General features: G+C 64.9%; 10 protein-coding genes. 7 read left to right on the forward strand and 3 right to left on the reverse strand.

Translation table 11 applies throughout. The annotated features are described in order from the left end of the window. Window positions 1-21: 21 nt before the first annotated feature. Window positions 22-2,088 (forward strand): NAD-dependent DNA ligase LigA, encoded by a 2,067-nt coding sequence (gene ligA, locus P5W98_RS06575; RefSeq protein ID WP_421079406.1) that lies wholly within the window; start codon window positions 22-24, stop codon window positions 2,086-2,088. Continuing rightward, the gene (gene def, locus P5W98_RS06580) at window positions 2,085-2,618 is read left to right on the forward strand and encodes a peptide deformylase (protein WP_213295933.1); all 534 of its coding nucleotides are present in this window, start codon (window positions 2,085-2,087) and stop codon (window positions 2,616-2,618) included. The genes ligA and def overlap by 4 nt, the downstream gene beginning before the upstream one ends. A gap of 90 nt (window positions 2,619-2,708) precedes the next feature. Here def and P5W98_RS06585 read toward each other — a convergent pair whose 3' ends face one another. After that, entirely contained in the window at window positions 2,709-3,662 is a 954-nt protein-coding gene (locus tag P5W98_RS06585) for a pseudouridine synthase (RefSeq protein ID WP_434718488.1), read from the reverse strand. 48 nt (window positions 3,663-3,710) lie between these two features. Between P5W98_RS06585 and P5W98_RS06590 the strand changes: the two genes are divergently transcribed. Next, window positions 3,711-4,661 carry a hypothetical protein gene (locus P5W98_RS06590; protein WP_434718489.1) on the forward strand — a complete coding sequence of 317 codons (951 nt, stop codon included), beginning with the start codon at window positions 3,711-3,713 and terminating at the stop codon, window positions 4,659-4,661. A gap of 121 nt (window positions 4,662-4,782) precedes the next feature. Here the strand turns inward: P5W98_RS06590 and P5W98_RS06595 are convergent, their stop codons facing one another. Both P5W98_RS06595 and map read right to left on the reverse strand, forming a co-directional pair. Continuing rightward, window positions 4,783-7,362, reverse strand: coding sequence for a [protein-PII] uridylyltransferase (locus tag P5W98_RS06595; RefSeq protein ID WP_421079408.1), 2,580 nt, complete (start codon window positions 7,360-7,362; stop codon window positions 4,783-4,785). Window positions 7,363-7,569: 207 nt separating this feature from the next. After that, a complete protein-coding gene (gene map / locus P5W98_RS06600; RefSeq protein WP_421023846.1) occupies window positions 7,570-8,391 on the reverse strand; it encodes a type I methionyl aminopeptidase in 822 nt (273 codons plus the stop codon). Between the two features lie 387 nt (window positions 8,392-8,778). Here map and rpsB point away from each other — a divergent pair, with 387 nt between their 5' ends. The 4 genes from rpsB to frr all read left to right on the forward strand — a co-directional run bounded on the left by rpsB (window position 8,779) and on the right by frr (window position 12,260). Further along, a complete protein-coding gene (rpsB, locus tag P5W98_RS06605) occupies window positions 8,779-9,534 on the forward strand; it encodes a 30S ribosomal protein S2 (protein ID WP_035531861.1) in 756 nt (251 codons plus the stop codon). Window positions 9,535-9,744: 210 nt separating this feature from the next. After that, window positions 9,745-10,626 (forward strand): translation elongation factor Ts, encoded by an 882-nt coding sequence (gene tsf / locus P5W98_RS06610; RefSeq protein WP_421023847.1) that lies wholly within the window; start codon window positions 9,745-9,747, stop codon window positions 10,624-10,626. 263 nt (window positions 10,627-10,889) lie between these two features. Next, entirely contained in the window at window positions 10,890-11,606 is a 717-nt protein-coding gene (gene pyrH / locus P5W98_RS06615) for a UMP kinase (RefSeq protein ID WP_035531856.1), read from the forward strand. 93 nt (window positions 11,607-11,699) lie between these two features. Next, window positions 11,700-12,260: a ribosome recycling factor gene (gene frr / locus P5W98_RS06620; protein WP_421023848.1), complete on the forward strand. Its 561-nt coding sequence runs from the start codon at window positions 11,700-11,702 to the stop codon at window positions 12,258-12,260. Window positions 12,261-12,331 lie beyond the last annotated feature (71 nt).

A 12,331-nucleotide genomic window follows, 5' to 3' on the forward strand; every position in this document is an offset into this window, starting at 1 on the left:
TCAGAAGAAACCGCCCCAAGCATGGTCCGTTCTCCCGCCCGTCCTTCCGAAGAGTCCACTGCGGCGCAGCGCGCGTCGTGGTTGCGCGCCGAACTCGAGCGCGCCAATCACGCGTACTACGTGCTCGACCAGCCGGAGCTGCCCGACGCGGAATACGACAAGCTGTTCCGCGAGCTCCAGCAGATCGAGTCCGGGCATCCGGAACTCGTCTCGCCCGATTCGCCCACGCAGCGCGTGGGCGGCGCGGCGGCAGCGGGCTTCGAGCAAGTGGTGCACGACGTGCCGATGCTCTCGCTCAACAATGGCTTTGCCGACGAAGACATCGTCGCCTTCGACAAGCGGGTGTCCGATGCACTTGGCAAGGGCGAAGGCGAAGGCGACCCGGTCGAGTACGCGTGCGAGCTCAAGTTCGACGGGCTGGCGATTTCGCTGCGCTACGTGGACGGTATGTTCGTGCAGGCTTCCACGCGCGGCGACGGCACGACGGGCGAGAACGTCACCGAAAACGTGCGCACGATCCGCTCGCTGCCGCTGCGGCTCAAAGGCCGGCGCGTGCCGAAGGTGTTCGACGTGCGCGGCGAGGTGCTGATGTTCCGCCGCGACTTCGACCGCATGAACGAGCGTCAGCGCGAAGCGGGCCACAAGGAGTTCGCGAACCCGCGCAATGCCGCGGCAGGCAGCCTGCGCCAGCTCGATTCGAAGATCACCGCGCAGCGGCCGCTGTCGTTTTTCGCCTACGGCATTGGCGTGCTCGAAGGCGAGCCCATGCCCGCCACGCACAGCGAACTGCTCGACTGGTACGCCGAAATGGGCCTGCCCGTGAATAGCGAGCGCGCGGTCGTGAAAGGCGCGCAGGGGCTGCTGGAATTTTTCCGCGCCGTGGGCGAGAAGCGTGAGTCGCTTCCCTACGACATCGACGGCGTGGTTTACAAGGTCAACCGGCGCGACGAGCAGGATACGCTCGGCTTCGTCTCGCGCGCGCCGCGTTTTGCGCTCGCCCACAAATTCCCGGCGCAGGAGGCGCTCACGAAGGTTGTCGCCATCGACGTGCAAGTGGGCCGCACGGGCGCCATCACGCCGGTCGCGCGCCTCGAACCCGTGTTCGTGGGCGGCGCGACCGTCACCAACGCCACGCTGCACAACGAAGACGAAGTGCGTCGCAAGGACATCCGCATCGGCGACACGGTGATCGTGCGCCGCGCGGGCGATGTGATTCCCGAGGTGGTGAGCGCGCTCGCCGAGCGGCGCCCTGCGGACGCGCGCGAGTTCGTGATGCCCACCGAATGCCCGGTGTGCGGTTCGAGCATCGAACGTCTGCCCGACGAAGCGATCGCCCGCTGCACTGGCGGCCTCTTTTGTCCGGCGCAGCGCAAGCAGGCGCTATGGCATTTCGCGCAGCGCCGCGCGCTCGATATCGACGGTCTCGGGGAAAAGATCATCGACCAGCTTGTCGACCAGAATCTCGTGCGCACGCCGGCCGACCTGTTCAATCTCGGCTTCTCCACGCTGGCCGAGCTCGACCGCATGGCGGACAAGTCGGCACAGAATCTGCTGGATTCGCTCGAGAAGGCCAAGTCCACCACGCTGGCGCGCTTCATTTACGCGCTCGGGATTCGCCACGTGGGTGAATCCACGGCGAAGGATCTGGCCAAGCATTTCGGCTCGCTCGACCCGATCATGGACGCGTCCATCGAGCAATTGCTCGAAGTGAATGATGTCGGGCCGATCGTGGCCGAGTCGATTCATCGGTTCTTTGCGGAAGAACATAACCGCACCGTAATCGAGCAACTGCGCGCACCGGGCAAGGTCAGATGGGCGGACGGTCCTCCCGCGCCGAAAGCGCCCGTGGGGGTGCTGGCGGGCAAGACGGTGGTGCTCACCGGCACGCTGCCCACGCTCACGCGCGATGAAGCGAAAGAAATGCTGGAAGCGGCCGGCGCGAAGGTGGCTGGCTCGGTGTCGAAGAAGACCGATTACGTGGTGGCGGGCGCCGAAGCAGGCAGCAAGCTTGCGAAAGCCGAGGAACTCGGCGTGCCGGTGCTCGACGAAGAAGGGTTGCACAAGCTCTTGGGGGGGCACACGACATGATTCGCGAAATTCTCAGAATGGGTGATCCGCGCCTGCTCGGCATCGCCAGACCGGTCGACCATTTCGACACGCCCGAATTGCACGAGCTGATTGCCGACATGTTCGACACGATGCATGCGGCTAACGGGGCAGGGCTCGCCGCGCCGCAGATCGGCGTCGATCTGCAGGTCGTGATCTTCGGCTTCGAAGACAACGAGCGCTATCCGGAAGCGCCGCCGGTGCCGCAAACCGTGTTAATCAACCCCGTCATCCATCCGCTGTCGCACGACATGGAAGAGGGCTGGGAGGGCTGCCTTTCGGTGCCCGGCCTGCGCGGCGCGGTGAGCCGCTATTCGATGATCCGCTACAACGGCTTCGACCAGTACGGCAACTCCATCGAGCGCGTGGCGGAAGGCTTTCACGCGCGCGTGGTCCAGCACGAATGCGATCATCTGATCGGCAAGCTGTACCCCATGCGGATCACCGACTTCTCGAAGTTCGGTTTCACCGACATCCTGTTCCCCGATCTCGACCCGAAGAGCGACGATTAAGGTCGGGTGTGCGAACAAGCGGTGCGCATGAAAAAAACGGGAGCCGCGGCTCCCGTTTTATTTGCTGCGACTGGCATCAACTTGCGGTGCTCAGAACGCCTCGTCCGCCGACAGATAGCGCCACTGCCCCTGCGGCAGTGCACCTAGCAGCACGCGGCCCATGCGCACGCGCTTGAGGCCCACCACTTTCAGTCCAACGAGTTCGCACATGCGGCGGATCTGGCGCTTCTTGCCTTCGCGCAGCACGAAGCGCAATTGCTCGCCGTTTTGCCAGCTCACCATGGCGGGCTTGAGCGGCACGTCGTCGAGCGAGAGGCCGTGGCGCAGCTTCGCCAGCAACTCGGGCGGGAAGTGCTGGTCGACTTCCATCTCGATGTCGCCATAGGTCACGCGCACGAGGTATTCCTTGTCGATGTCGGAGCTCTCGCCGATCAATTGCTTTGCCACGCGGCCGTCCTGGGTCAGCACGAGCAGGCCGGTCGAGTCGATGTCAAGGCGGCCCGCCGGCGCGAGCGTCCGCAGGTGTTTTGCCGAAAAGCGGATGCCCGAGTGATCGCCGTCCCAGTGATTTTCGGCCGTCACGAGCGTGGCCGCCGGCTCATAGCCGTCCTCGGCCTGGCCCGAGACGTAGCCCACCGGCTTGTGCAGCAGGATCGTCACCTGACGTGCCTGTGCGGCGAGCGCGGCCGGGTCGACTTCGATGCGCTGTTGCGGCGTGACCTTGGCGCCTAGCGTGTCGACGACTTCGCCGTCCACATAGACCCAGCCCTTTTCGATCCATTCGTCGGCTTCGCGGCGTGAGCACAGGCCCAGCTCCGACATGCGCTTGGACAGGCGCAGGGTATTGTCGCCATCGATTTCCACGCGCGCGGTGCGTTGCGGAGCAGTGTGGTCGCCCGCGGCTGGTGCGCGGCGCGGTGCGTGGTCGGAGCCCTTCGCCAAGGGTTTGCGCTCACGCGGCGCGAACGATTCGCCTTCGTTGCGGCTGCGTGGGCGCGGGGCGCTGCTGCCGCGCTCGTTTGCGTTGTCCCAGGAGGCTTTCACGGGGCGCGCGAAGCCTCGTTCGTCACGCGGGCGGCGTTCGTCGGAGCCTTGGTCGCGGCGAAATGCGGGGCGATCGCCACGTGGTGCGGCACCCGGTGCGCGGCGATCGTTTTCTTCGCGTGCACGGAACGGGCGGCGACCTTCGTCGCTGCCGCTACGTTCGAAGCGGCGTTCGGCGCCCTCCTCGCGCGGGCGGGACGGGCGACGTCCTTCGTTATTGCCGCTGCGCTCGAAACGGCGCTGCTCGCCACCTTCCTCGCGCGGGCGGAACGGGCGGCGTCCTTCGCTATTGCCGCTGCGCTCGAAGCGGCGCTGCTCGCCACCTTCCTCGCGCGGGCGGGACGGGCGGCGTCCTTCGCTATTGCCGCTGCGCTCGAAGCGGCGCTGCTCGCCACCTTCCTCGCGCGGGCGGGACGGGCGGCGTCCTTCGCTATTGCCGCTGCGCTCGAAGCGGCGCTGCTCGCCACCTTCCTCGCGCGGGCGGGACGGACGGCGTCCTTCGCTATTGCCGCTGCGCTCGAAGCGGCGCTGCTCGCCACCTTCCTCGCGCGGGCGGAACGGGCGGCGTCCTTCGTTATTGCCGCTGCGCTCGAAACGGCGCTGCTCACCGCCTTCCTCGCGCGGGCGGAACGGCCTGCGCCCTTCGTCGCTGCCGCTACGTTCAAAACGGCGCTCGGAGGAGCCCTCATCACGCGCCCGGAACGGCCGGTGTTCGTCGCCCTCGCCACGATTGCGCGGGAACGGGCGCTCATCGCCATCAGTCCGCGCGCGGGCCGCACGTCGCGGCCCCACGGTTTGGCGCTGCGTGGCGCGTCGCCCGCGTCGCGGCGGCGGCGCTCGTCGCCGGGCCGCCGCCTTCGCGCGCGCGCGCGCGGGCCGGTTCGACGTGTCGCGCTCGCGCGCGGTCGCTGGCTTCCCGGACATGGGCTTCCCGCCGGGTTTTGCCATGGACGGGCGCGCTTGTGCGGGCCGTCCTTCAGCCGGCCGCGCCTCGTCTGAGCGCACCGGCTTGCGGGCGGTCGTGCTGCCGCGGCGCACGGGGGCGCGTTCGGGCGTGGCCGGGCGCGGATGTTTGGCTGTCAGTTTGGCTCGCATGGTTCTACGTCTTTCGATGTTACTTTCACACTGCTATCGCGCGCAGCAGTTCGGTTTCGACGCGGATCTGCTGGCGGTTGTCGGACAGACCCGACCCGTCGAGCAGAAACACGTCCTCCACGCGCTCGCCAAGCGTATTGATCCGCGCCGCCTGGACGCCGATGCGGTGCTCGGCGAGCACGCGCGCGATGGAATAAAGAAGGCCCAGCCGGTCGTTCGCCGACACGGACAGGATGTAGTACTGGTCGCGCTCGTCGGCCCGCAGGTCGACGCGCGGCGTGACCGGGAAGGTGCGCGACAGGCGCGAGAGCCGTCCCTTCGACGGCTCCGGCAGCGGATTGCCGGACGCCGCGAGGCGCTGGGCGAGTTCCTGCTCGACCAGATTCGCAATATCGCGGTAATGCACGTCGCCTTCGGGGTGGGCGACGATGAAGTTGTCGAGCGCGTAACCGTGGCGCGTCGTACTCACGCGCGCATCGAGCACGGACAGGCCGCTGCGGTCGAAGTAGGCGCACATGGTGGCGAACAGGTCCGGCCGGTCCTTCGCATAGACCAGCACTTGCAGCGCTTCGCCCACGGGTGAGGGCCGAGCGCGCACGACGGGCGAGGGCGTTTCCACGTAGCGGTAGAGCACACGCGTTTGCCACGCGATGTCGGCGGCGTCGTGGCGCAGGAAATAGCCCACATCGAGCTTGTCCCACAGCGCGCGATGCGCGTTCTCCGGCACGGTTTCGAGGCGTAGCAGCGCGAGCGCCAGTTCCTGGCGCGTCTTGAGCTCCGAGTGCGCGTCGGGCTGGGCGCCGCCGAGCACGGCGCTCGTCGAGCGGTAGAGATCCTCGAGCAGCTTGCCCTTCCAGTTGTTCCATACCTTCGGGCTGGTTCCGCGGATATCGGCCACCGTCAGCAGATAGAGCGCCGACAGCCGGCGCTTGGAGCCCACCAGATCGGCAAAGCGCTTCACCACTTCGGGATCGCTCGTGTCCTGCTTCTGGGCGACCTGGCTCATGGTCAGGTGCTGTTGAACGAGCCAGACGATCAGGTCGGAGTCTTCGCTGGCGATGCCATGCTCGCGGCAGAATCGCCGCGCGTCGGCCATGCCGAGCTGCGAATGGTCGCCGCCGCGCCCCTTGGCGATGTCGTGGAACAGCGCCGCCACGTAAAGCACCCAGGGCCGCTCGAAATCGGCGATCAACTGGCTGCAGAACGGGTACTCGTGCGCGTGCTCGGCCACGGCGAAGCGCCGGATATTGCGCAGCACCATCAGGATGTGCTGATCGACCGTGTAGACATGATAGAGGTCGTGCTGCATCTGCCCGACGATGCGCCTGAAATTCAGCAGATAGCGCCCCAGCACGCTCGTCTGGTTCATCAGCCGGATGGCATGCGTAATGCCTGCGGGCTCCTTCATGATCGCCATGAAGAGGCGGCGGTTTTCCGGGTCGCGGCGCCAGTGCTGATCCATCTTCTCGCGGGCGTTGTACAGCGCCCGCAAGGTGCGCGCCGAGAGGCCCTTCACGCCAGGCACCTGTTCGTAAAGCAGGAAGGCTTCGAGGATCGCATGCGGTTCGCGCTCGAACACGTCGTCGGTCACGATTTCAATCATGCCCTGTTTTTCGACGAAATGATCCGAGAGGGTACGCGTGATGCCGCTCGTGCTCGGGAAGAGTTGCGCCTCGATGTTCTGGATGAGGATGGTCGCAAGCTGCGTGACCGCCTTGGCCGCCCAGTAGTAGCGGCGCATGAGCTGCTCGCTCGCGCGCCGCGCCGCGCTGGCCGAGTAGCCGAAGCTTTCCGCCACGCTCGTCTGCAGATCGAACACGAGGATGTCCTGGCGGCGGCCGGCGATTACGTGCAGGCGCGCACGCAGGGTTTTCAGGAACGCCTCGTTGCGGCGCAACTCGCGCGCTTCGCGCTCCGTGATGAGCCCGCGCTGATCGAGTTCTTTCCAGCTGCTGCCAAAGGCTGCCGCTTCGGTGACCCACAGGATCAGTTGCAGGTCGCGCAAGCCGCCGGGGCTTTCCTTGACGTTCGGCTCCAGCGCATAGGGCGTGTCCTGGAAGCGCCCATGACGCTGGCGCATTTCCAGCACCTTGGCCTGGAAGAATGCGCGCGGATCCATGGCGTCGCGGTAGCGCTGGACAAAATCGCCGAACAGCGTCGGGCTGCCCGTGATGCGGCGCGCTTCGAGCAGCGATGTGCGCACCGTCACGTCGCCGGCGGCTTCTTCAAGGCATTGCGAGACGCTGCGCACACTGCTGCCGATTTCGAGGCCGAGGTCCCACGCGAGGCCGATGAAGTGCTCGAGGCGGGATTCGAGCGGTGCGAGCGCTTCATCGTCAGGCAGCAGCACGAGGATGTCGACGTCGGAGTACGGCGCGAGTTCGCCGCGCCCGAAGCCGCCCACGGCCACGAGCGCGAGCGAGGCCGGCAGCTCGCACAGGCTCCATGCGCGGCGCAGGGTGTCGTCGGTGGCGCGGGCGAGCGCGCGCATCAGCGAGTCGACATTGGATGCGCTCCTGAACCGTTCGAGCAACTGGGCCTTGGCGGCCTTGTAGTCGGACTTCAGCGACGACGTATCGGGTGCGGCGACGGCGGGAACGCTCATGGGCTTCGGTACAGTTGGCGCGGGTTGGAGAATGCCCGGCGCCCACGCGCGGACTGCCGGGCGGTGGACCGTGCGGGCGGGGGGGCGATGCCGGGTTAAGCCTGATTTATGTCCGGGGTATGCCTGAATGATGCCTGGGTGAAGCCTGCTTACAGAACTGCATTGTGCCGCCTGCTGTTGCGATCGCCCCCAGCGCGCGCCTTGCAATCAGGCGGCCGAACCGGCCATCTGCGCAACGATGGCAGGCTTGGCTGGCGTGCCCGCCGAAACCGTCAGCACTTCGTAGCCGGTCTCGGTCACGAGCACAGTGTGCTCCCATTGCGCCGAGAGGCTGCGGTCCTTGGTCTTGACGGTCCACTGGTCCGGCATGGTGCGGATCTCGCGGCGCCCGGCGTTGATCATCGGTTCGATGGTGAAGATCATGCCCGGCAGCAGCTCGACGCCCGTGCCGGCGCGGCCATAGTGGAGCACCTGCGGCTCGTCGTGGAACACCGTGCCGATGCCGTGGCCGCAATACTCGCGCACGACGCTGTAGCCTTGCGCTTCGGCGTAGCGCTGGATGGCATGGCCGATGTCGCCCAGATGGCCGCCCGGGCGCACCTGGTCGATGCCGAGCCACATGCATTCATAGGTCGTCTGCACGAGGCGCTTCGCGAGAATCGACCCCTCGCCAACGATGAACATGCGGCTCGTGTCGCCGAAATAGCCGTCCTTGATCACCGTGATGTCCATATTGAGCGTGTCGCCGTTCTTCAGCGCCTTGTCGCCCGGAATACCGTGACAAATCACGTCGTTCACCGAGGTGCAGATGGCCTTCGGGTAGGGCGGATAGCCCGGCGGCTGATAGTTCAGCGGCGCCGGAACCGTACCTTGCACGTTGGTCATGTATTCGTGGCAGAGCCGGTCGAGCTCGCCCGTCGTCACACCCGCCACGACGAACGGTGTTATGTAGTCGAGCACCTCGCTTGCCAGCCGGCAGGCGACGCGCATCTGCGCGATGTCGTGTTCGTTCTTGATCGAAATGGCCATGGTGTGCGCCCGAAAATGCAGTCGAATATCAAATTATCGCACCTTATCCGGACGATCGTTGGCTTTTGAGGGGGGCGGCCGAGCGCGCCGCGCGCCGGCGCATTCGTTCCGAGGGTAATAGCTGGCTTGAGTGCGCTCAGCTTTACGTGCTATACTCTTCGGCTAAGTCGCTTCCTGTATCTTTCGGTTGCGGAAGTTTTGGAGCGCGATTATGCCTGCTGTCGCCGCGGGCAAAAAATAACGGCGACAACATTAAGTAGTAAGGCAGTAACAAAGCGAAATCGCGAGCCGGTGCACCCAGGGTGTCGGGTGCGTCAGCCCTGTAAGCGGGGCGGCGTACCGATACGGCAGCCGGCTTAAGACCCAACCCTAGCGGAGAATTGAAACATGGCAGTTACCATGCGCCAAATGCTGGAAGCAGGTGTCCACTTCGGTCACCAGACGCGCTTCTGGAACCCGAAGATGGCCCCCTTCATTTTCGGTCATCGCAACAAGATTCACATCATCAACCTCGAAAAGACGCTGCCGATGTACAACGACGCACTGAAGTACGTGCGTCAGCTGGCATCGAACCGTGGCACGATCCTGTTTGTCGGTACGAAGCGTCAATCGCGCGACACGATCGCCGACGAGGCAGCGCGCGCTGGCATGCCGTTTGTGAACGCACGTTGGCTCGGCGGCATGCTGACCAACTTCAAGACGCTGAAGGTTTCGATCAAGCGCCTGAAAGACATGGAAGCAGCAGTGGAAGCCGGTGAGCTCGAGAAGATGAGCAAGAAGGAAGCGCTCCTGTTCGAACGCGAAATCGCCAAGCTGCAAAAGTCGATCGGCGGCGTGAAGGACATGGGCGGCATTCCTGACGCAATTTTCGTGGTCGACGTCGGCTACCACAAGATTGCCGTGACGGAAGCCAACAAGCTGGGCATCCCCGTCATCGCCGTGGTCGACACGAACCACTCGCCGGAAGGCATCGACTACGTGATCCCGGGTAACGACGACGCCAGCAAGGCTGTCGCGCTCTACACGCAAGGCGTGGCTGACGCGATCCTCGAAGGCCGTGCCAGCGCGGTCAACGAAGTGGTTGCAGCCGTGCGCGGCAACGAAGGCGACGACGAGTTCGTCGAGGTCAATCCGGAGGCGTAAGCCGCCCCGTGTCCGGCAAGAAAAGGGGGCTTCCATAGGCCCCTTTTTTTTAAGCCGTGGCGTTCGAAGCCGCGTCATATGGGCGGCACCGTAGTCCTGTAGAAGCAGCTGTAAAAAAGCGTTTCAGCACGGTATTTACGGAAACGAATTCCTGTCGGCCGCATCGAATCATGCGGCTGGCGCGTACCAGACAGATTCAAGGAGCGAATGATGGCGGCAATTACCGCAAGCATGGTGGCAGAACTGCGCGCGAAGACCGACGCGCCGATGATGGAATGCAAGAAGGCGCTGACGGAAGCCGACGGCGACCTCGCGCGTGCTGAAGAACTGCTGCGCGTGAAGCTCGGCAACAAGGCGAGCAAGGCAGCTTCGCGCGTCACGGCAGAAGGCGTGATCTCGTCGTTCATCGGTGCCAACGCTGGCGCGGTGGTCGAACTGAACTGCGAAACCGACTTCGTTGCGAAGAACGACGACTTCCTCGCATTCGCGAAGCAGATCGCCGAGCTCGTCGCTACGCAGAACCCGGCTGACGTCGCTGCGCTGTCGGCGCTGCCGCTGGACGGCTCGACGGTCGACGCAGTGCGCCTCGCGCTGGTCGGCAAGATCGGTGAAAACCTCTCGATCCGCCGTTTCGCGCGTTTCGAAACCGCCAACAAGCTGGCTGCGTACCTGCACGGCACGCGCATTGGCGTGCTGGTCGAGTACACGGGCGCCGACGAGCAAGTGGGCAAGGACGTCGCGATGCACATTGCCGCCATGAAGCCGGTCTCGCTGTCGTCGGACGACGTGCCGGCCGACCTGATCGCCAAGGAGCGCAGCATCGCCGAGCAGAAGGCTGCCGAATCGGGCAAGCCGGCTGAGATCGTCGCGAAGATGGTCGAAGGTTCGGTTCAGAAGTACCTGAAGGAAGTGTCGCTGCTGAACCAGCCGTTCGTGAAGAACGACAAGCAGACGATCGAGCAGATGCTCAAGGCTGCTGGCACGACGGTGCAGAAGTTCGCCCTCTTCGTGGTGGGCGAAGGCATCGAGAAGCGCCAGGACGACTTCGCCGCCGAGGTGGCCGCACAAGTCGCTGCTGCAAAGCAGCAATAAAGGCCGCGCAAGCCGTAAAGCTTCAAGCCGTACCGCAGTAAAAGCACCAAGCAGCATCAAGCAGTACCGTAGCAAGCCGCGGCGGAGCGTTTCCGCCGCGGTGGGCAGCATAGCGACGCCCGATGTAGCGGCGCCTTGCGCGGCGGACGCCCGCCGCGCCCCGTGGCGCAAATCTTCGCTATTCTGGCGGCGCTTGCCCCAAGCCGTATTTCACCCCTACAGTTTCAAGTTATTGCCCTTTGCGCGCGATCCTGGATACCCCCATGCCCACACCCGCCTATAAACGCGTCCTGCTCAAACTTTCCGGCGAAGCCCTGATGGGCGACGATGCCTTCGGCATCAACCGCGCCACGATCGAACGAATGGTGGCGGACGTGGCCGAGGTGGTGCGGCTTGGCACCCAGCTCGCGGTCGTGATCGGCGGTGGCAACATTTTTCGCGGCGTCGCGGGCGGCGCAGCCGGCATGGACCGCGCGACGGCCGACTACATGGGCATGCTCGCCACCATGATGAACGCGCTCGCGCTGCAGGACGCCATGCGTCACGCAGGCATCGAGGCGCGCGTGCAATCGGCGCTGCGCATGGACCAGGTGGTCGAGCCGTATATTCGGCCGCGTGCGATTCGCCAGCTCGAAGAGGGCAAGGTCGTGATCTTCGCGGCGGGCACGGGCAACCCGTTCTTCACCACCGACACCGCCGCTGCGCTGCGCGGCGCGGAAGTGGGCGCGGAAGTCGTGCTCAAGGCCACCAAGGTCGACGGCGTCTACTCGGCGGACCCGAAAAAGGATCCTTCGGCCACGCGCTACTCGACGATCAGCTTCGATGAGGCAATCGGCCGCAATCTGCAGGTGATGGACGCGACGGCGTTTGCGCTGTGCCGCGACCAGAAGCTGCCCATCCGGGTTTTTTCCATCGTCAAGCCGGGCGCGCTCAAGCGCATCATTCAAGGCGAAGACGAAGGCACGCTCGTCCACGTGTAAACTCTCGTCTCAAACGGGAAACGAACATGGGCCGCGCCGCCCCCCGAGCGCGCTGGCGGGCCCGTTCCGTAATGAAGGTTCGGAGGTATCAAAATGGCTGTGGCTGACATCAAGAAGGGCGCTGAGCAAAAAATGCAGCGCTCGATCGAAGCGTTCAAGAGCGATCTGGCGAAAATCCGTACGGGCCGTGCCCATACCGGTCTGCTCGATCACATCCAGGTCGACTACTACGGCTCGCCCGTGCCCATCTCGCAAGTCGCGAACCTCACGCTCGTGGACGCTCGCACGATCGGCGTGCAGCCGTGGGAAAAGAAGATGGTGCAGGTCATCGAAAAGGCGATCCGCGAGTCGGATCTCGGCCTGAACCCGGCTACGCACGGCGATCTGATCCGCGTGCCGATGCCCGCGCTGACCGAAGAGCGCCGCAAGGAGCTCACCAAGGTTGTCAAGAGCGAAGGCGAGACGGCCAAGGTGGCCGTGCGCAACCTGCGCCGCGACGCTAACGAAACGCTCAAGAAGCTCGTGAAGGACAAGGAAATCTCTGAAGACGACGAGCGCCGCGCTGGCGACGACGTCCAGAAGCTGACGGACCGCTTCGTTGCCGAGATCGACAAGCTCGTCCAGACCAAGGAAGCGGAGATCATGACGGTCTGAGGCCGCCAGGTTCTCAGCTCCGCCAGGGTTCTCCTGCCCTTTTGTCCGTATCCGTAGTTTTAGTCTGACGG

The sequence above is a fragment of the Paraburkholderia sp. A1BS-2L genome, from assembly GCF_051125205.1.
Lineage (GTDB): Bacteria > Pseudomonadota > Gammaproteobacteria > Burkholderiales > Burkholderiaceae > Paraburkholderia.